This window comes from Phenylobacterium sp., from assembly GCF_036563285.1.
In the GTDB taxonomy this organism is placed as follows: domain Bacteria; phylum Pseudomonadota; class Alphaproteobacteria; order Caulobacterales; family Caulobacteraceae; genus Phenylobacterium.
On sequence record NZ_DATCMR010000010.1, the window covers coordinates 196,180 to 216,560 of the forward strand.

Annotated in this window: 14 protein-coding genes; 5 read left to right on the top strand and 9 right to left on the bottom strand. The window is 69.2% G+C overall.

Going from position 1 to position 20,381, the window contains the following annotated elements; translation table 11 throughout:
• Positions 1 to 182: 182 nt before the first annotated feature.
• Positions 183 to 458, bottom strand: coding sequence for a hypothetical protein (locus VIL76_RS10575; protein WP_332044988.1), 276 nt, complete (start codon positions 456 to 458; stop codon positions 183 to 185).
• A gap of 340 nt (positions 459 to 798) precedes the next feature.
• Between VIL76_RS10575 and VIL76_RS10580 the strand changes: the two genes are divergently transcribed.
• From VIL76_RS10580 to VIL76_RS10595, 4 genes are read left to right on the top strand one after another with little or no spacing between them, the layout of a single operon-like run.
• Positions 799 to 1,179, top strand: a complete 381-nt coding sequence (locus tag VIL76_RS10580; RefSeq protein WP_332044989.1) for a hypothetical protein — start codon at positions 799 to 801, stop codon at positions 1,177 to 1,179.
• On the top strand, positions 1,176 to 2,243 hold the full coding sequence (locus tag VIL76_RS10585) for a PHA/PHB synthase family protein (RefSeq protein WP_332044990.1): 1,068 nt from the start codon (positions 1,176 to 1,178) through the stop codon (positions 2,241 to 2,243). The genes VIL76_RS10580 and VIL76_RS10585 overlap by 4 nt, the downstream gene beginning before the upstream one ends.
• Positions 2,240 to 2,836, top strand: a complete 597-nt coding sequence (locus VIL76_RS10590; RefSeq protein ID WP_332044991.1) for a GNAT family protein — start codon at positions 2,240 to 2,242, stop codon at positions 2,834 to 2,836. Before VIL76_RS10585 ends, VIL76_RS10590 begins: the two co-directional genes overlap by 4 nt.
• Positions 2,837 to 2,856: 20 nt before the next feature.
• Positions 2,857 to 3,261 carry a phasin family protein gene (locus VIL76_RS10595; RefSeq protein ID WP_332044992.1) on the top strand — a complete coding sequence of 135 codons (405 nt, stop codon included), beginning with the start codon at positions 2,857 to 2,859 and terminating at the stop codon, positions 3,259 to 3,261.
• Between the two features lie 2 nt (positions 3,262 to 3,263).
• Here VIL76_RS10595 and VIL76_RS10600 read toward each other — a convergent pair whose 3' ends face one another.
• The 3 genes from VIL76_RS10600 to VIL76_RS10610 all read right to left on the bottom strand — a co-directional run bounded on the left by VIL76_RS10600 (position 3,264) and on the right by VIL76_RS10610 (position 6,320).
• Positions 3,264 to 4,055 (bottom strand): alpha/beta fold hydrolase, encoded by a 792-nt coding sequence (locus tag VIL76_RS10600; protein WP_332044993.1) that lies wholly within the window; start codon positions 4,053 to 4,055, stop codon positions 3,264 to 3,266.
• 191 nt (positions 4,056 to 4,246) lie between these two features.
• Positions 4,247 to 4,993, bottom strand: coding sequence for a ZIP family metal transporter (locus VIL76_RS10605; RefSeq protein ID WP_332044994.1), 747 nt, complete (start codon positions 4,991 to 4,993; stop codon positions 4,247 to 4,249).
• Positions 4,994 to 5,093: 100 nt separating this feature from the next.
• The gene (locus tag VIL76_RS10610; protein WP_332044995.1) at positions 5,094 to 6,320 is read right to left on the bottom strand and encodes an alpha/beta hydrolase; all 1,227 of its coding nucleotides are present in this window, start codon (positions 6,318 to 6,320) and stop codon (positions 5,094 to 5,096) included.
• Positions 6,321 to 6,703: 383 nt separating this feature from the next.
• On the opposite strand from VIL76_RS10610, the gene VIL76_RS10615 reads away from it, so the two are divergent.
• Positions 6,704 to 9,427, top strand: a complete 2,724-nt coding sequence (locus VIL76_RS10615) for a PAS domain-containing protein (RefSeq protein WP_332044996.1) — start codon at positions 6,704 to 6,706, stop codon at positions 9,425 to 9,427.
• Between the two features lie 226 nt (positions 9,428 to 9,653).
• On the opposite strand, the gene VIL76_RS10620 is transcribed toward VIL76_RS10615, so the two are convergent.
• From VIL76_RS10620 to VIL76_RS10640, 5 genes are all read right to left on the bottom strand, one after another.
• Entirely contained in the window at positions 9,654 to 10,043 is a 390-nt protein-coding gene (locus VIL76_RS10620) for an MAPEG family protein (protein ID WP_332044997.1), read from the bottom strand.
• 191 nt (positions 10,044 to 10,234) lie between these two features.
• Complete coding sequence (locus VIL76_RS10625; RefSeq protein ID WP_332044998.1) at positions 10,235 to 13,732, bottom strand: TIR domain-containing protein; 3,498 nt, start codon at positions 13,730 to 13,732, stop codon at positions 10,235 to 10,237.
• Between the two features lie 189 nt (positions 13,733 to 13,921).
• Positions 13,922 to 17,716, bottom strand: coding sequence for a GMC oxidoreductase (locus VIL76_RS10630; RefSeq protein ID WP_332044999.1), 3,795 nt, complete (start codon positions 17,714 to 17,716; stop codon positions 13,922 to 13,924).
• Complete coding sequence (locus VIL76_RS10635; protein ID WP_332045000.1) at positions 17,713 to 19,173, bottom strand: metallophosphoesterase; 1,461 nt, start codon at positions 19,171 to 19,173, stop codon at positions 17,713 to 17,715. Before VIL76_RS10635 ends, VIL76_RS10630 begins: the two co-directional genes overlap by 4 nt.
• Position 19,174: 1 nt before the next feature.
• Positions 19,175 to 20,380, bottom strand: a complete 1,206-nt coding sequence (locus tag VIL76_RS10640) for a serine hydrolase domain-containing protein (RefSeq protein ID WP_332045001.1) — start codon at positions 20,378 to 20,380, stop codon at positions 19,175 to 19,177.
• Position 20,381: the final 1 nt, after the last annotated feature.

The following is a 20,381-nucleotide window of genomic DNA, read 5'->3' on the forward strand; positions in this document are numbered from 1 at the left end:
GCCGATGACCCTTGCGATCACAGCCCTGGCCGTCGGCCTGCCCCTCGCGGTGACGGCGCTGGCCGCCGTCCTTGTGACCCGGCGCGCCAGCTAGAGAGGCTGGTCCACCAATGCGAGGGTGCGATCTCGGCTCGAGCGACTGGGTCCGTGGGCCGTCCCTGAACGTGGCTATGCGTAGGGCGTCAGCGGGTCGTTTCCTTCTCGCGCGGAGCCCAAGTCCGGCGCTGCATGGCTTGCGCCTTCGGCTTTGGCAGGAGCCGAAAGCGGGTCTGGCACCAGGCGAAGTCGACACCGATGTCGAGCAAGGCGTCCGAGCGGCCGCACGGGCAGGCAAATTCCATGACCCCGATGACCCGGTAGGTCTCTCCGGCCTGAAGGGGGGCCGGCCTTCCTGTGGCGTGGTTCGGCGCCGCGTTCACGCACAGAACCAGATCGCCGGGCCCGACAGCGTCGCTCATAGCTTCCATCCACTCGCTTCCGCCCGAGACTAGACCCGGGCGCGCCAGGGGCAAAGACGGCTTCCCGCCCGGCGCCGAGGTTCGAAAGGCCCGCTGCCGGGTGGAGGGGCGTGGCGGAGCACTGGGAAGCTCGCGCGGACCCGTGGTCCCATTGCGTCTGTCACAGCGGGGCTAGACGCGCTTCTGGTTGAGGGGGGACAGGTCTGACCCCCCTCGCGTCCTGATCTTCAGTCCGGCTCGCGGCGTCGGCCGGGCGGTTGCCGCTGAACTTCGGCTGGGGCGGAGCGTTGGTCCTTCAGGAGCCGGCCCACCGAGACGCCGGCCTTGGGAGGCGCGTCGGATGGCGGGGACCGCCGATTTCATGCAGCTCTGGCGCGAGGCGCTTCAGAAGTGGGAGCGGCAGACCAACGAGGCCCTGAACGCGGCTTCCGGCGACGAGGCGTTCAGCCGCGCCATGAACCAGTCCATGGCCGCCATGGCCCGGCTGCAGGCCCTGCAGGGCGAGGCGATCGAACGTGCGCTGACCCGTCACAACCTTCCCAGCCGGGCGGACTTTCGGGAGCTGGGGTCGCGGCTCGATTCCATCGAGGCCCAGCTGTCGGAGCTGAATCGCCTCTTCGGGGAAATCGTGTCCGTGGCGCGGGGCGCGGCGCCGCCGGCCGCACCGCCGGTCCCGCGGCCGGCGCGGACCCGCAAGCCGCCGCAGGACGCCGCGTCGTGAGCGGCGCCCCCGATCTCCTCGAGCGGCTGCAGGTTGAGGTGGAGCGCGCCCGCGAGCGCAATATCAAGGGCTGGAACTACCTTGTCTCCTCCGGACCTCCCCGTGGGGTGACGCCGAAGGATGTGGTGCTGAACCGCGGGACGCTCAGCCTCTACCATTATCGGCCGCAGGTTTCTGAGGTGTACCGCACGCCGATCCTGTTCGTGATGGCCACCACCAACCGCGGCTACATCTTCGACCTCGCGCCGGGCCAAAGCTTCGTCGAGTTCCTGCTGAAGCGCGGCTACGACGTCTACGTCATCGACTGGAACCCGCCGCGGGACGACGAGTGTCGGCTGCGGTTCGAGGACTATGTCCTGGACTTCATCCCCAGCTGCGTGGCGGAGGTGCAGGAGCGCTCAGGGGAGCGCGAGGTGAGCCTGGTGGGCTACTGCATGGGGGGCGTGCTCGCCCTGATCCATGCCGCCCTGCACGCCGATGGTCCGGTCCGCAACCTGGCCTGCTTCACCACTCCCTTCGACTGGAGCAAGTACGGGCTCTTCAATCGCTGGGCCGATCCGCGCCACTTCGACGTGGACACAATCGTCGACACCTTCGGGAACCTCCCGGCGGACCTGATCTCCACCTCGTTCGAGATGCTGCGCCCGGTGAGCAAGGCGGTGGGGCAGGTGCAGGTGTGGGACAACATGTGGAACGACGAGTTCGTGAAGTCCTACCGGGCCTTCGACCGGTGGGGCGCGGAGACCCTGCCGCTGGCCGGGGAATACTTCCGGCAGATCGTCAAGGAGCTGTTCTTCGCGAACAAGCTCTACACCGGAGAGCTCGAGATCGGCGGCCGGCGGGTGGACGTGGGCGCGATCAAGGTCCCGTTCCTACATGCGATCGCCGAGCACGACCACATCGCCCCGTTCGAGGCGACCCGCGAGCTGATCGAACGGGTCGGCTCGACGGACAAGGAACAGCTGGTCCTGAAGGGAGGGCACGTGAGCCTCATCGCCGGTCCCAACGCCGTGCGTCGCCTGTGGCCCAGGCTGGACGCCTGGCTGGCGCCGAGGTCCGCATGAACGACCTCGGTCCTGCTCACGTGCTGCCCCGTGACGTGGAATGCGGCGGAGAGCGACTCGCCTTCCGGCTCATGCAGGCTGCCGACGTCGATGCGGTGCTGGGCTTCGCCCGCGCGCTGCCGGAGCACGACCTCCTTTTCCTGCGCCGCGACATCACCCATCCGAAGGTGGTGGAGGCGTGGGCCCGGGAGCTGGAGGGCGGATCGCTCACCAGCATCCTGGCGGTGGCCGGCGACAGGGTGGTGGGCTGCGCCACCGTCGTGCGCGACCCGCTGTCCTGGTCGCCTCACGTGGCGGAGCTGCGCATCGTGCTCGGGGAGGAGATGCGGGGCCGCGGCCTGGGCGCCCTGCTCACCCAGGAGGCCTTCGCCCTCGCGCTTGCGGCCGGCAGCGAGAAGATCTTCGCCCAGATGACAGTGGACCAGAAGGGCGCCATCGCCATCTTCGAGGGCCTCGGGTTCTCGCCCGAGGCCATGCTTCGGGACCACGTCCGCGACCGCAGCGGCCGGAGCTATGACCTGGTGGTGCTCAGCCACGACGTGGCGCGGGTGAACGCGCGGCACGCGGCCTACGGCCTCGACGAGGCTTTCTGAACTTCAACGGAGGACGGACGATGTCGGAAGACGGCAAGGGTGGCGGCGAACGCTGGACCGAGGGCATGAAGAACGCGGGCGAGCGGATGCGCAGCGCGGGCGCGCAGCTGGCGGAGAACAACCGCCAGATAAACCTGCGCCTCATCGAACAGGCGGAGCAGAACGCCCGGGAGGCGTTCAACGCCTTGCGGGAGGCCGCCCAGGCCAGGTCCATCGCCGATGTCACCGAGATCCAGAACCGCTACCTGCAGGAGCAGGGCAAGCGGGGCATGGACCAGATGCGCGAGATCGGCGAGCTGATCGCCCGCTTTGGCCGCGAGGCGGTCGCGCCGGTGGCGGGCCAGCCTGAGGGGCAGGGCTCTTCCGGCAGCGAGGCCGCGGCCTCAGGGCCTGGCAGCCAGCCAGGCGGGGCTGGCGGCGCCTGAGGTCAGTGCGCCGAGGGCGGCGCCGGGTAGAAGGCGGCGCGGCAGCCGGATCGGTCGAAGGGCGTCCACTCGCCGTCCGGCTGGGCCAGGCGATCGGCGACGGCGAAGAGGGCGGCCGGGTTGGCGCCCAGGCCGCAATGGCTGCCGTAGACCTCAATGTTCTCCGACCGCTCCTCGCCGGCGTCGATGCAGTTGCGCCAGGCCACGATCCCGTCGCTCTTGCTGTAGATCGAGGTGGCCGGCACGGCGAGCGGCGCTGAGGCTTCGCGCAGGCGCTGCTCCATGGCCGGGCCGGAGAGCTTTTCGCCGGTCACCCGCTCGTACACCGGAGCCACGGTGGTGGCGCGCGGGTCGCCGGTGAAGGGCGAACCCAGGGTGATCACCTGGCGAACCTGTTCGGGGAAGTGGCTGGCGAGCTCTCGGGCCATGACGCCGCCGAGGCTCCACCCCACAAGGCTCACCTTCTGGCCGGTGGCCTCGTGGATGGTGCGCAGGCGCTCCGCAAGCTTCTCGCCGTTGGCGCCGATGGAGCGGGGCCCGAGGTTGCGCCCCAGCTCCCACGCATGGGTGTCGTAGCCGAGGCTCTCCAGGTAGCGGCGCAGAGGCGCGGTCCAGAGGTCGTCGGTGATGAAGCCGGGCAGCACGAGCACCGGGTGGCCGTCGCCGCGCGGCGCGAAGCTCAGGAGCGGGGCGGCCAGCGGCAGGGTGGCGTATTCGAACGCCGCGCGCTGCATCTCGGCCAGGGCCAGGAACATCGAGGGCGGCTTTATCCGGGCGGCGGCGGTGGACGGCATTTGCATCGATCCCGACTTGCGTGAGGCCCTGCAAAACACCCGGTCGGCAGGTGTGTTCCCTGGGGAGGTGGCGCCTCCAGTGGGCCAGTGGCTTCTGAGTCGCCGCGCAGGGCCACAGCAAAGCTTGTTCCGGCGGTCTCGGGCGTCTGGGCTCCGGCGGGCCGGAGCAAGGCCGTTGAACCTCACACGCTTCATCCAAGCGTGACGTCCAGGAACATCATGGCCACGAAGCCCAGCATCAGGGCTGCGGTGCTCAGCCCGCTGCGCTCATCACCATGGGTCTCTGGAATGATCTCCGAGCTGACGACCCAGATCATGGCGCCTGCCGCGAACCCCAGTCCCCAGGGGAGGAGGGGGGCCGCTGCGGACACCGCCGTGAGGCCGGCCGCCGCCGCCACCGGTTCGACGAGGCCGGTGAGCAGCGCCACCAGGATTGAGGTCCCGCGCGGGTAGAAGGCCGCCAGCGCGGCGGCGACCGCCAGGCCTTCCGGCACGTTCTGCAGCCCGATGCCGAGCGCCATGGAGGCGCCGTTCTCCAGGGAGGCGCTGTAGCTGACGCCGACGGCGAGACCCTCCGGCACGTTGTGCAGGGTGATGGCGATCACGAACAGCCATATCCGCGAGACGGCGGGAGCCTGTGCGCCGTGCCGGCCGGCGACGAAATGCTCGTGCGGCGCGACGGCGTTGAGCAGGTGCAGCGTCGCCGCTCCCAGCAGCACGGCGGCGCCCACGAGGGCGGCGGCGGGAACCTGGACCAACCCCAGGTCGGCGGCGGCCTTCAGGCCCGGCAGCAGGAGGGAGAAGAAGGCCGCGGCGAGCATCACGCCGGCCGCGAAGGCCAGGAAGGCGTTCTGGAGGGGGGCGGAGATCCTTCGCACGAGGAGGAGGGGCAAGGCGCCAAGCCCGGTGGCGGCGCCCGCCAGGAGGCTGCCGGTCACGCCTGTCAGGAGCAGGCTCAGCCTCGGCGCCCGCCCGATGCTTGATCGCGGCGCCCCGCCGCGACGGCCGTCTTCACGCGCGTCTGCGTCGCCGCTGCGTTCAAGGCCGAAGGGCGCCCGACGACGGCCGCTGGAGCTGCTCCACCGGCTCGCGATGAATGGACGTCAGCCCCGTGGGTGCCGTGCGGACGTCCCCGCCCGCAGCCGGCTGCACTGTCAGCGTGAATTCGCCGATAAGCTGGTTGTACAGGTCGGCCCGCTCCATCGGCCCCATGTGGTTGACGCCTTCCACAACCCGCAGGTCGCCCGCAGCGGCGGCGGTGGCGATGCTCCGGTTGGCTTCGAGCTTGGTGACGATATCCCTGTCGCCGCCGATCACCAGGATCGGCAGGCTCGAGCGGCCGACGGCGCCAGTGGCGTCCCAACGGAACATGGCCAGCGTGCCTTTGGCCTGCACGGCCGGCGGGTTGCGCACCGACAGCAGCGTCGTGTGCTCGAGCTGGGAGCGGGTGACGTAGCGCCCGAACCCCAGCCGATGGGCCAGATGCGCCGAGCCGCTGAGGTAGCTCTGCCACTGCATGAGCCATATCAGCGGATGAAGCAGGACGGTGAGCCGCGCCCCCGGTTCTAGCAGTGGACGCTGGATTGCGCGGAGGAACCGGCTCAGTACGATGGTGCGCAGTGGGTTGGTGTAGGTGGTGTTCAGCAGCACCACGCCGGCGATCCGGCTTTCGAGCTCCGGCCGGTCCCGCAGCAGGGTCTGGATCGTCATGCCGCCGATGCTGTGCCCGACAAGCACGGGGCGCTTGGGTCCGGCCAGTTCGATCAAAGCCGCCAGGTCGGTTGCGAACGCCTCGAGGGAAACGCCGCCGTGGCCCGCCCTGGATTTGCCCAGGCCAGGAAGGTCCCAGAGGATCAGCCGGAAACGCCCGGAAAGATTCTGTCTGGCGTAGCGCCAGAAGGTGCTGTCCATCCCCCAGCCGTGGGTGAAGATGATGGGGGGCGCGTGCTGCGAACCGTGCTGCTCTACGTACAGCCTTGAACCCGTCGGGCTTGCGATCATCTCGCCATCGCCGCGCTCGGCGCGGGTGGGAACCTCGTCCTTCCGGGTAAGGATTGGGAGGAGCAGGCTGCGGCCGAGCAGCGACCAAAGCAGACCCGCGCCGCCAAGCCAGAGCCGCCAGTCATCCCGCGCCCGGATGAGGTCGCCCGCGGCGTCCCGCACCCACTCGCCCTGGTGCCAGCTCCACAGGAGGTAGGCCGACGCGCCGAGAACGGCCAACGACAGCCAGGTCGTTATCGAACGTGCTAGCGGTAGTTGGGTCATTGTCGCGTCCAGCCAGGTCTGACGCGCGTCAACGAGGCGCTACAATCGGCTGTTCCCGCCCCCATCAAAAAGGAAGGCCCTGGCGAAAGGCCAGGGCGAGTGTGACACAGTGAGACTGGACGTTTCGGCGGCATGCCCATCCGCCGTGAGCACGGAGGTTTTCCAGGCCTGAGTTCGAGCGCGTGGGACATCGTGAAAACCAGGACGTGCCGGACATGCCTCTCAAGCACTAGCCAACAGCGATGATTACGATCAGGTCCGTCGCCCATGGACGGTGATCGAGTACGCGCGCTCCGCCTTCCCGCTCCTGCCAGAGGGGTATTGCGCTGGACGGGAACCAATTCGCGCCACCAACAGTTAAGCTTCGTTCGAGCGGGGGCGAGATGGATTCAAAGTGCCTCGACGTGTGCGTGGCGGGCCGCCCCGAGGCAGCGCCTGCGGCCCCGGACCTGTTGCCGATGCTACAGCACAGCATCTTCGACCAGGCGCCGGGCTTCATCGCCGTGCTGCAGGGGCCGGAGCACGTCTTCGCCTTCGTGAACCGCGCCTACGTGACCCTTGCGGGTGAACGCGACTACGTCGGTCGTCCGGTAAGGGCCGTGTTGCCGGAGATCGAGGGCCAGGGCTATTTCGAGCTTCTGGACCAGGTCTACAGGACGGGCGAGCGCTACACCGCCAGCCACGTCCCGGTGCTGCTTGCCCGCGCGGCTGGAGCCCCGCCCGAGCAGAGATTCGTCGATTTCATCTATGCGCCCATCAGGGACGAAGACGGCCTCACCATGGGCATCTTCGTGGAAGGGCACGACGTCACCCACGCCTACTCCAGCCACCGAGCGCTGGAGGCGACCCAGCGACGCCAAGCGCTGCTTATCGAGCTTAGCGACCGCATCCGTGACCTGGAGGAGCCGGCGGAGATCTCCTACGCCGCGGCGGAGCTCCTGGGGCGGGCGCTTAACGTCAGCCGCGCGGGCTACGGGACCATCAACGTCGCCGACGAGACTATAACCATCGACCGGGACTGGAATGCGCCCGGGATCCAGAGCCTGGCCGGCACCCTGCACTTCCGCGACTACGGATCCTACATCGAGGACCTGAAGCGCGGGGAGACGGTGGTTTTCGCCGACGCCGAGGAGGACCCGCGCACGGCCGCAACGGCCGCAGCCTTGAAGGCGATCAGCGCTCAGGCAGTCGTGAACATGCCTGTGACGGAGCAGGGCGGGTTCGTGGCTCTGCTTTACCTGAACCACGAGCGCGCGCGGCAATGGACGGACGATGAGCTTGCCCTCATTCGCGAGGTGGCCGAGCGCACCCGCACCGCCGTCGAGCGTCGCCGCGCCGAACGCGACTCTCGTGAGCTGACGGAGCGGCTGCGCCTGGCCCAGCGGGTGGCGAGCGCGGTGACCTGGGAGCACGACCTCCGCGCCGGCCTCACTTACTGGAGCGATCCGAAGGCGACCCGCGACCTTGTCGGAGTCGAGCTACAGTCGCCGGCCTCTACGAACGAGTGGATAAGGCACATCCATCCGGAGGACCGAGCGGCCTACTTCCAGCAGTGGAATGCGAGCCTCCCCGCGGGCGAGGGCCACGTGCTGGTGCGCATGCTTCGGGGCGGAGAGCTTCGCTGGCTGGAAGCTTTTGGTCGTGTGACCGAGAGAGACGACGCGGGGCAGCCGTTGCGCGTGGTCGGGATCTCGATGGATGTCACCGAACGTCGCGGCGCAGAGCTCGCAAGGGCGGAGAGCGAGGCGCGCTTGCGCCTCGCCGTCGAGGCGGGGCGGATGGCGGTCTGGGAGCACGATCCGGTCGCCGGCACGATCACCAGCTCACCCGAGCTCAATCGCATCCTTGGCTATCCCGAAGACGCTGAGCTCGACTTGGCAGACCTGCGGTCCCGATACTATCCCGGGGAGCAGGAGCGACTTGCCGCCATCGGCGCTCGGGCGCTGCAGAACGGCGAGCGTTTCATCGACGCGGAGTACCGCTTTTACCGCCCGGACGGTGATTTGCGCTGGTTCCTCATCCGCGCAGAGATCGTACTCGACGAGGCCAGGAACCCCATCCGCACCGTCGGTGTGTTGCTGGACATCACCGACCGCAAGACCGCCGAGGAGTCGCTCCGTGAGCGCGAGGCCGACCTTAAGGCGGCGCTCGACGCCGGCGCCTTGGCTATATTCGACTTCGACCACCTGGCCGGCCGCATGCGGCCGTCCCCCCGCCTGGCGGAGCTGTATGGCTTCCCGCCGGGTCATACCCTCACCCTTGCGGACATCCGCTCGCGCTATCACCCGGACGACGCGGCGGAGATTGTGGCGCAGGCCGTGAGCGACCTTGCCGACCTGCAAAAACAGAACTTCCGCTGGGAGCTGAGACTCCTGCTCCCGGACGGTACCGTGAGGTGGGTGGAAGGGCTTGGCGAATACGTACGCGACCAGGAGGGAAGGGTTCTGCGCTCTCGCGGCGTGGTGCTGGACGTCACCGAGCGGAAGCGCTGGGAGCAACAGCAACGGCTGTTGATCAATGAACTGAACCATCGGGTGAAGAACACGCTCGCCATCGTGCAAGGCCTCGCTCGCACCTCCTACCGCCGCGGCGAGGATGCCGGGGCAGCTCGTGAAGTGTTCGAGGCGCGCATTCAGTCCCTATCCGCGGCGCACGACCTGCTCACCCGTAGAAGCTGGGAGTCGGCGGAGATAAGCCAGGTGGTCACCTCAGCGACCGACGCAGCGTTGGGGCCGGCGGCTGCGCGGGTGCACACCTCCGGTCCGGAGCTTCTGCTCCCGCCTCAGACTGCTGTCTCCGTGGCGCTGGCCGTCCACGAGCTCTGCACGAACGCGCTAAAATATGGCGCGCTCTCCGCCCAGGCGGGGCGTGTGGAAGTGCGCTGGACGGCGACGGATCCCAAAGGTGAGCCTCGCCTTCAGATGAGCTGGAGCGAACGCGGCGGCCCGCGCGTGGACCCGCCGAAATCGCGCGGCTTCGGCACGCGCATGATCGAGCGCGGGCTGGCTAACGAGCTGAACGGCACAGTGCGACTGGATTTTGAGCCGGAAGGCCTGTCCTGCTGGATCGACGCGCCGCTGCCGGCGCTCCCCGGCCCCGCCGTTTAGTGGCCGCGCGACCGAAAGAGCAAACCCCCGAGAAGCGTGTCTCCTTACTTTGACGGCCTACGAGCGGACTCCGACCGTTCGTGACGTCGCCGAGGTCCGGTTGCGACCCGCCGCAGCCCCTCGCGCGGCCAGGTCGATCCCGGCGGGCCCGCCACAAGTCGCTCCAGCAGGGCGCGGAGGCGTCGGGCAGTTCACTGCATCGTGGCTGATCCTGGCGGGCAGGCGATCACGGGATCAGCTGCAGGAGCATGACCACCAGCCCTGCGACGGATACGCCCCAGGTGGCGGTGCGGATCCAAGGAAGTCCGGCCGTGTACACAAGAAAGTAGGCGACCCGGCCCCAGAAGAAGAGTTGAGCGCCGGCCGCGCTCAGGGTGTTGGAGCGATCGGTCACCACGACCGTCAGGGCCAAGGCTGCAAACAACACGAGATTCTCGAGCATGTTGCGGTGGGCTCGGGCCGAGCGCCCAGCCATTCCGCTGAGCTCTGCCATCCCCTCCCGGTTACCCGCCAATGCCGGAAGCCCGACCTGCCGGGTCGCCAGCAATACGGTTACCACCACCTGAATGAGTGTCAGGACAACGGACCAGGTCAGCATCTGCAGTTCTGTGGTCACGACCTCCCCCTTTTTCGATCTTAGCGAATGCGGTGCGTCCGCGGCGCCGGCGGGCTGCCGCGCAGCTCACCAGCTGCCTGGAGAACGGTGTTCAACTATCCGCGGGAGGTCAACTGCAGCCTTCCACCCTTCGCCAAGGTACGGGGCCCCGCTTCAGGTGGAGAGGGTAGGGGGCCAGGAGCTCGCGCGGCTCATGTCCGACTGCGCTCCGCGACACGGCTCCGGAGGTGGTCGATCAACACCCCCATCCGACCATAGATCGCCGGGCCGCGATCCTCCGGCGCGATGGTGTTCCACCGGGGCGTCAGCAGGGCCAGCGCCTCGTCCGGCCGGCCGGCTTCGGCGAGCCGTGAGGCGACTTCCGCAGCGAGCCGCAGCCCATGGAAGCGCGACCGGGCGCGGTCCGCGAGGGCGAAGCCCCGGGCGGCTTCCGCGAGCGCCGCGTTGCGGTCGCGTGACCAGAGCATCTCGAACCTAAGGGCGATCAGGTCGACCTCCAGGTAACGGGTGTCTCCGCGCTGGATCAGCTCGTCGGCCTGGGCGAGGATCGCCAGCCCCTCGTCCGTTCGGCCCGCGGCATGCGCCAGCCTGGCGAAGCGCATCAACGGCTCGAACATCACCAGGGCGACCCCCATGGCGTTCACGCCTTCGGTGGTGCGGCGGAAGAGCGGCAGACCGCGAGTCAGGTCTCCGGCCTCGATCAGGTCCTCCCCCTGGTTCATCAGGGCGTGGGCCTGCCAGTGCGGCAGCTCGTGGCGGCTGGCGATGGTCATCATGGTGGCGGTGACGTCGGCCGCCCGCCCCCGCTCTTCCAGCTTCAGGAGCGTGCCGTGGAGATATCCCAGGGCCAGCAACTCCGAGACCGGGTGTTCGAGGCTCCGCCCCAGGTCGGCTGCGGTGTCGAACGCCTGCATTCCCTCCCGGGTGCGGCCCACCGCCACCAGGGAGAGGGCGCGGAAGATCCAGGCCTGCACGGTCGGGGAGGTGCCGAGCTGCAGGGCGAGCTCGCGCTCAGTCTCAGGTCGCGACAGGGCCAGACCGGCCTCCAGCGTGACGAGGGCGCGGTCGGGCTGCCCGGAGAGATATTCGATCACCCCCTGCGCCGCGTGGGCGGTGAGGCCAAGTCCCGGGTCCGGCGACTCCGCAGCCAGCGACATCATCATGCCGGCGAACTCGCCCGCCTCGTTGCTGAGCGCCCGGTTGTAGTAGTAGCGCCACAGCATCCAGAGGTTCGCCATCTGGCTTTCGCCGCTGCCATGTCGGCCGAGCCGCCGGGCTTCGTCGTAGATCCTCTGGACCTCGGGGTGGGCGTACCCGAGCACAAGGACGGAGGCGTTTCCCAGCGCCACGTAAGCCTGCATCAGGCGGGTGTCGCGCTCGGGGCTGGGCGGAAGGGCGGCGATCAGGTCCACGGCTTCCGCGAACAACAGCCTCGCGGCGCCCATCGCGGCGTTGCGCGCGGCGCGACTGCCTGCCTGCAGGAGATAGGGCGCCGCCTCGGCGCCCAGCCCGGCCTGGCGGAAGTGGTGCGCAAGCACCTCCGCCATCGGCGCGAGGTCCTGCGCATGATGCTGTTCGAGGTGTTTGGCCAGATTACGGTGCAGCTCGCGGCGTCGCTTCAGGAGCAGGCTCTCGTAGGCGACCAGCTGCGTCAGGTGGTGGCGGAAGCGGTACTCCGGCTCGGGTACGACGCGGGTCTGCTGTATCAGCCCCTGGGCCACCGCGGACGTCAGAGCCACGGTCACCGTCTCCTCGTGGCCATGGAGCTTCACAAGGTCGCGTTTCAGGAACTGGCGGCCGATCACGGAGGCGGTCCGGAGGATCTCGAAGACGGATTCATCGAGCCGGTCCAGCCTCGAGCGGATAACCGCCTCCACGCTGGCGGGAAGGTCCGCGCCCTCCTGGCCGCCCCCGGCGACCAGGCGGCCCCCCACTACGGACAGCCGTCCTTCGTCCAGCAAGGCGCGCGCAAGCTCCTCGACGAACAGCGGGACGCCGTCGGTCTGGGTGTGGATCCGTGCAGGGAGCCCCTCGTCGATCTCGGCCGCGCCGCTGAGGCCCCGCAAGAGCTCGGAGGCCTCCGCCACAGTGAGGGGCCTGGGCATGATCTGGAGGCAATGGGGAAGGGCCGGCCAGTCCGCACCAGCTTCCGGGCGGGCGCAAACCAGCAACATCAGCGGATGCACCGCGCAGCTTTCCGCAAGCTGCACGAGCGCCTCGCGCGAAGCCTCGTCCGCCCATTGCCAGTCATCGAAGACGAGCACGAGCGGCGTCGTGCGGGACGCGAGGGTGGCGACGGCCACGAGCGCGTCGCGCAAGGCCCTCCTGAGGCCGATCCCCTCAAGGGAGGCCGGCAGCCTGTGCTGGTCGCTGGCGATGGAGAGCAGGTGGAGCAGGTGCGGAAGGTAAGGCTCGAGCCCTGGGTCGATGGCCCGCAACCGGCTGAGCGCTTCCGACTCCACGTCCGCAGGCGGAACATCATGCAGTCGCAGCACCTCGCGGAGCATGTCGCTCAAAGGGCCGTGCGTCCTCGCCTGCTCATGCGCCCGGCAGCGCGTCTGCAGGAAGAGGCAGCCGGTGTCCTCCGCCAGGATTCTGAGCTCGTGGGCCAGCCGGCTCTTGCCGATGCCCGCGTCCCCGTTGAGCCTCACCGCGTGGCCCTGCCCCTGCAGGGTCTCGGCGAGCGCGGCTTCCAGCGCGGCGAGCTCCTTCCGGCGGCCGAGGAGGGGGGACAGGCCCCGCAGGGCCTCCGCCGCCAAGCGGTCGGGGACTCCGGATCGTTCGAGCAGCGCGAACGCGCCGTCGGTCGCGGGGCGGCTCAGGAAATAGGGTGAGAGACGCCGTTGCACCGCCGGCGGGACCAGCAGTTGCCCCGGCTCCGCCTGCTGGGCGAGCGCTCCGGCCGCGTCGGCTTGCGGACCGGTGAACCGGCTCTGCTCGGGGTCCGGGGAAAGCGTGACGACGGCCAGCCCTGTGGAGAGGCCCATGGACGGGTCCACACCGCGGGCCCTGGCGCAGGCGGCGAGGGCGAAGGCCGCTTCGGCGGCGCGCAATTCGCCGTCTTCGGATACGGCGCCGAGCCCGAAGGCGACGCAGCATCCCTGCGCCTCGAAGTGGACCACGGCGCCGCCCCACCTGTGCGCCTCGCCTCGCAGGCTCGCCTCCAGGGCGCTCGACCAGTCGTCCAGCGCCTCCGGGTCCGCAGCCGCTTCGGCCGCCGATGCGAACCGCATCCGCAGCACGGTGAGGGGACGGCGCTCGGTGCGCTCTTCCCGCGCGAGCCTCTGGGCAGCCTTGGGTGCGCGCAGGATCTGTCGCATGTCCGCGATCAGCTGCTCGAGCTCCGCGCGGTCGTGGTCCGACGGCCAGCCCACAAGATTGCGCGCCTGTCCCCGGCGGAACGCGAGGGGCATGCGCACGTCGTCGAGAAGCACGGGGATGAGGACGCCCCGCTCGCGCGCCTCGTTTGCTTCCGTCCGCACCCAGTCGGAGGAGATGGAGGCCTCGGTCCACACGACCAGGACGCAGCGGGCCGCCTCCAGCGCATGTTCGATCGCCGAATCCCAGGCCGCGCCGCTGCCGATCTCGCGATCCCACCAGACGGTGAATCCCTCGGCCAGGAGCCGCTCGACGAGGGTTCGCACCCGCGCCCGGTCCTTCGAGGCGTAGCTCAGGAAGATGTCCGACATGCTGACACCCCGGCCGGCGCTCCTGTTCAGTCGACGCGGCCATGCCGGCCGCGCCACCCAACGCCTGGAGAGCACATGCCCGCCGGATGCCGTCCCCCGTCGCACGATGCGGGAGGCCACCTGACGTTGTCCAGACCCTAAGCGGCAGCACCCGCACGTGTGGGCGGCGTGGAGGATGGCGCTGGCGGATCAGTTGAAGCGGTCCAGCTCCTTCACGATGAAGGGGAACACCTCGCGGTGGGCGTTGCGGCCGATGAACATGTCCATGTGCGCATAGCCGGGGAACAGTTGCTGCCTGTACAGAGCCGGGTCGTTGTACTGTGAAAGCCAGGCCCGCGTGCGCTGGGCCGTCTGCGGGTAGAACAGCCTGTTGGCGGTTCCCGAGAGAAAGGTGATCGGCAGGGCCATCCTGCGCGCGCCGGCCTCGGTGAGGTAGGTGTCGGCCCCGGTGTGGTCCACCGCGCGACCGCGGCGCACGATGTCCTGCAGATGATAGAATGGCCGGATCGACACCCTACCGAAAAGGTCCGCCAGGTTGATGTGCGTGCCGTGGTTCAGCTGCGCGTGGTCATAGCTCGGCCCATACACTGCGAAGATGCGGCGGCAGGTCGGGCTCTTGCAGGCCTGGCCCTCCGGCACCGGGATTTGCCATGCCACCGCGTCCATCAGGTGGTCGGCGTCGCCGCCGCGCGAGGAGAAGTCGAAGACGCCACCCAGCTCTCCGACACCCTCGAGCAGCCCGACGGTGTTCAAGTCGGCCTTGACGTAGTTCAGCCAGTCGGTGACCGGATGGAGCGTGAGCTGAGAGCTGATCGCTGACCGCACCCCCTCGATCGCGCCGTGCGAGAGCCCCATGAGCAGCGACATCGAGGAGACGCAGTGGCTGACGACCTGCACGTCGCGGGCGCCGGTGAGGCTGCGGACCTTCGCCACGGCCGCGGGCCAGTCGAGGAGGGCGATATCGTCCACGGTGAACGGCTGCGGCGGATCGGCGGGGCTGCCTGAATCCGGACTGGCCCTGTAGTCGAACAGCCAGGTGTCGTAGCCCGCGGCCACCAGCGCTTCGGCGAAATTCTGTTCCACAGTGTCGATACAGTAGCTGCTGGCTCGGATGGAGAAGCCGGGGGCCACGATGACCGGTCCCTTGTGGCCGCCGCGATAGCGGGTGAGGCGGTTGCGGAATCCATCCGCGTGGTCGATCCAGGCGACTTCCGGGTCTGGCAGGCTGACTCTGCGCAGCGGTGCGCCGGCAAGCTCCGCGGCATCGATGACGGCGTCGTCCTGCTCCGGGAAATTCCTGAGGTCCGCGAGCATCCCGCCATAAGCCCGGAAGAGGGTGAGTCCGAAGAAGGCGGCGAGTTTCGCCAGGTAGACGTTGGCGATGGCGGACCGCGCCTGGGGAACTTCGTCGAGGACCTTGCCTGCCCAGTCGTGCTTGACGTCGAGCCGGATAGAGGCGGCCTGCGCCGCCAGGTCGTCCAAGTCCAGGGTGAGAATGCCCTGGGCGACCAGGGGCCCGTCGCCGTGCTCTCCCGCATGCAGGGTGACGAAGAGCGTGGTGACGTCGGCCCAGGGATTTGACTGCGGCCGTTGCTTGAGGATCTTGCGCCCATGGAAGCGAAGGGGGCCTGACGGGCCCTCGAGGACCATGTCGTAGGTCATCCGCCAGGTCTCGACGAGATCATCGACAACTGGCAGCAGGTGGAAGGCGCCTTCGCGGACCGGCATGGGCTTGGCCGAGAGCGCCGGGCAGGCGACCACGCCCGAGATACGTGCGTAGTGCAGCGGGTCGGCGATCATGCGGTTCAGGTCGTCGGTATGGACCGTGAGCTCGAACGAAAGGCTGGAGCCCTCGGCCTTTCCCCAGGCGGCCGCCAGGGCGAAGTCGTCGTTGATCCGGGCGGCCGCAGGCGTGTCGCGCCGAACGTCCCGCAGGCTCACCCAGCCCCGCATCGTCTCGGTGAACTGGAACTGGGGGCTCAGCAGGTCCGGATGCTCGTGGATGATCCGCTTGATGACGGCCTTGGCCACGTCCACGCCGCCGGCCTTGAGGTGGGTGGTCGCCTCATGGAAGAGCGCCCTCGCCGCAGCCTCGAGCCTGTGTTCGACGGCGTCCGCCGCACCTTCCAGGCGCTCGCCCATGCGCTCGAGCAGCGACTTGCGGTGGCGGTCCTCCTCCCGGCCGGCGGCTGGCTCGGGCGGCGGCTGGTAGGACTTCGTCGGGGCGATCTCGTAGTCGATGGTCCAGCCCCGGTCCCTGGCAAGCAGTTCACAGGCCCGTTCGGCCACGGCGGTGATGGTGAGGAGAGGGTTCACGCCCACCGCGCCCGGCATGGCGGCGCCGTCCATCACGTAGAGTCCCGGATGGATGTCTTGGCCCGCAGTTACCGAGAACACGCGGCCTTGCGCGTCCACCACGCCATCCGCAGCGTCGTCGGCCATCCTGCAGCCTCCCACGGGATGGACCGTGATCACTCTCTTGCCGAGTGGGTCGGTCCATAGGGGATTGGGGAAGAACTGTGCCTCGATCGCCCGGGCCGCCTGCCGCAGGACGTCGTTGTCACGGGCGATGGCGCCGGTGCGTCCACCGTCCGGCCATTCGATCCGGAGCCGGTCGTCGGCCAGCGAGAGCACGCCGGAGGCGTCGTCCACGCTCATCACCAGGTATGTCTGTGTGCGCGCGACCGGCCCCTTGTAGGCCCAATCGCCCAGGCTGCCGGGGCTGGTCTGGAACGCCTCGCCCATCGCCTTGGCGTCCATCAGCCGCGACTTCATCTGCGCGGGCCCGAACTGGGACGGATTGCCGGCCAGCGCTTCAGCGAAGAAGAAGGCCGGCGGCAGGGCAGGCGCGAGCGAGCCGGGGATCACCCCTTCCTCGATCACGAGCCCATGGCTGGCGTCAGGGGTGTCTCGCATGTCGATGACCCCGGCGATGCACGGACCCGGGTAGGCGCCGGCGTCGATCTTCACCGGCCCCACGCCGACCCCGCCGAGCACGCCCGGAGGGCTGTCCGCGCCGGCCTCCGCGGACTTCAGGGCGTAGCTGTCATAGCCGAAGGCGACGACGTCGCCGTTCCCCGAGAAGCCCCGTCCGAGCTGGTCCGAAAGCGGCAGCCCCCGCGCCCGGGAGCAGAGCAGGATCTCCGTGGAGCCCAAGCTGCCGGCTCCCAGCACCACCACGTCGGCGGCCATCGTCGTCGGCTCGCCCGGCGCGCTGGGCCCGTTGGGCGACAGGTGGACCTTCCACTCCGGGCCGTCGCGCTCGATCCAGTCGACCCGGGTCCGCGTGAAGATCTCGGCGCCGTGGCTGGCGGCGTCCGGGAGGTAGTTCATCAAGGTGGTGTTCTTGGCGCCGAGGTTGCAGCCGCTGCAGCAGTCGCCACATCCGTTGCAGGCGGGCTGCGGAACGCCGAAAGCGTTCGTCCGGTCCTCGAAATTGACCGTGATCGGGGGCCGGTAGAACTTGGCCCCCATCGCCTTGGCGCTGCGTTCCAGCGCGGCGAGCTTGGGCAGCCTCGGGGCGTCGTCCGGGTAGGGGACGGCGGCGAGCATCTGCCGCGCCCGGTCGTAGGCCTCCGCAAGCAATGCAGGGTCGGACCGGAATGCGGCCGGCCACGGGGAGAGCTCGAACAGACGAGGCTCGATCTCCAGGGCGACATTCGCATTGATCAGGGACGTGCCGCCCAGCCCGCACCCCGTGAGCGCCCAAACGTCTCCGCCCATGTGGAGGTGGAAGAGACCATCGGCCGGTCCAAGCTTCCCATTCGCGGTGTCCACCTGGAAACTGCCCTGCGCATTGCCGAGCCGGCTGGGGTATTCGCCGGGCCGCAGCTCGCGGCCACGTTCCAGCACGCAGACCTTGCGCCCCGCCCTGGCGAGCCGCGACGCTGCGACGCCGCCGCCGTAGCCGGAGCCGATCACCACGACGTCGTAGCGCGGAGATAGCGCCGTCATGTCCCGAGAGATGCGCTGCGTCAGGGTCATGGCCTGGCCTCCGCCTGAGCGTCCAGTGCGCGGTCGAGGCGTATGCCGGACCGCTTCATGATCGCCGCTTCGGCTTCAGCGCTGAACGCCCCCCAGTCCGCCTTGTCGAGCGCGAGGGCGGCCTCGAGCTGGGCGAGCAGCGGGTTCGTCCGGTCGTGAAAGCCCCCCGCTCCCTCGGCCCGGACGGGCGGCATCTCGCCATTGAGGGGGTCGTTGAAGAGCCGCAGGGAGGCGACGTTGAGCGCGTCGTCGACAAGGACGATGGCCCCGCCCTGCAGGGGCATGAGCGTGGGCTGGTCCATCACCCAACCGCCGGTGTTGAAGATGGTCACGGGCTTTTTCCATCCGTCCACCTGGAGCTGGTCCTGGAAGGGCTTGTGCGTGTGTCCGAAGACGAAGGTCAGGTCGTCAGGGAGCTCCGCCATGGCGCATTCCTGGAACTCCCTCACCACCGGTCCCCCGAGGTACCAGCGCAGGTCCGCGATCTCCTGGGCGTTCATGACGGTCGCGAAGCCGTTGCGCTGGGATTCGGCTGCGCGGCCCAGCGTGAGTTCGATCAGGCCGCTGGCCAGGCCGCCGGCCGTGACCCCCCGCCAGAGCGGGGTATCCGAGGCTATGCCGTAAGGCCGGCCCGCGGCCAGGATCCGTCCCGCCACGAGGTCGGCGAACCGGTGCGCGGCGCCGGCGTCCAGCATGGTCTCGTAGAGGCTCGTCGCGGCGTGGCCGAGCGCCCCCGCGCCGCCGAGGTCCGACCAGAGGAAGTCCACCCACGGACCGTTTTCCGCCTCGATCTGCGCCACCGACACCGGGCCCTCGGTCCCGCCGGTGAGCCACGTCCGAAGCCGCGAGACGGCGCGGTACATGGCATCGATATAATGGCCGTGGTGGAGGACCACCGCGCGGCTGGCCTCGCGGTCCACCAGGCCCAAGTTGGGATAGGCGATCTTGACCTCGGCCTCGGCAAGGTGCGGTCGGGTGCGCATAAGGCGGGTGAGCAGCTCGCAGGTCAGTCGCGGCGGCTCGAGCAGCAGGGTGCGCTTGATGGTGTCCCGCTGGTAGTCGGCCTCCGGCAGCGCTGCGATCTCCTCGAGGAAGAGCCCGTCCTGGGCCACCCGCCAGAGATGATGATCGTGATTGCCCGGCAGGAAGATCACCTGCTTCGCGAACAGTTCGGGAACGCCGGGGGGGAAGAGTTCGTCGATGAAGCGCAGGTAGGCCCAGCTCACCTCCCGGCCGCTGGAGAGGCCCAGATCGAGGGCGTCGCCCATCAGCACCAGGGTTGGGGGCGTCTCCCCGGAGAGGCGGGGCAAGGTGCTCCTGAGGCCGCGCGCCAGGGCCGTGAGGGTGCGGCCCGGCAGCTTGGGGCGCAGATGGCCCTCCTCGTCGGTGTGGGTCAGCAATGAGTAAGCCGCACCCAGGTGGAGGTCGGAGACGCACACGTAGCGTAGCCCACCCATATCAGGTCCTCCTGATGCAGCGGTAGAAGGCCCGACGCACCGCCAGCTCCCGGGGGTCGTCGCGCTTGTAGAGGCCAAGGCTGTTGGTCATCCACGCATAGGCGACGCCGTCGGCCGGGTCGGCGAAGGCGAAGGACCCGCCGACGGCGAAGCTGCCGTAGGCGGCCGGCGTCCCGAACCTCCAGCCCTCGCCGGGCTTCTCGAAACAGAGGGAATAGACGAGCTCATCCTTGATCACCTGGTCGAGGCGGCCGCAGCGCGGCGCCGCAAAGCCCTCCGCAAGCAGCGCGAGGACCGCGGGATCGAGCGGAAGGGCGTCAGTTGGGCAGGCGAATGCGTTGTACAGCGCGGCGAGGGCTCGCGCGGTGCCGATGCCGCCGATCGCGCCAAGCTCCATGCCCCGCCAGCGCTCCGCGTCGAGCTCGGCGGGCCCCTTCAAGAGCAAGGGGTTGTTGAGGGCGCGGAAGCTGAGGCTCCAAGGCAGATAGAGGTCGACCACCAGCCGCCACGGCATGTTGGCGTGCCGCGTGACCAGGTCGGCGAGGCCGAAGCCGTCCACGCGCGCCAACCGTTCGCGGGGAATTTCGGGCGGCAGCCCTATGTAGAATTCGGCGGCCAGCGGCGCCGCCAGTTCCTCCCGGAAGAACGCGCCCAGGCTGCGTCTCGAAGGGTCGCGCCGCCGGATGAGTTCGCTCGCCAGCCAGCCAAGGGTGTAGGAGTGGTTCCCGGCCCACTCCCCTGGCCGCCAGTTGGGCCTCTGCCGCGCGATGGCGCTGGCCATCAGGTCCTGGCGGCCCATGTTCGCGGGCGTCAGCCTGATGTCGATGGCGGCCACGCCGGCCTGTTCGGAGAGCAGCTGGCCTACAGTGACCGTGTGCTTCCCGTGAGCCCCGAACTCCGGCCAGATGTCGATTACCGGTTCGTCGTAGCTGAAGAGCCCCTGCGAGGCGGCCACGGCGCAGGTGAGGCCCGTTACCCCCTTCGTAAGGGAGTAGCCGAGCACCATGGTGTCTTCCGTCCAGGGTTCGCGCCGTTCCCGCGTCTTCCAGCCACCCCAGAGGTCGACGACCTTTTCCCCGCGCAAGTAGATCGTGCAGGCCGCGCCCAGGGCGCCTTGAGCCAAGAGCTGCGCGGCAAAGGCTTCTGCGACCGGCTCAAAGCCAGGGGAGACGTGTCCGAGCGCGTCTTCACCGGCGCCGCCAGCCATC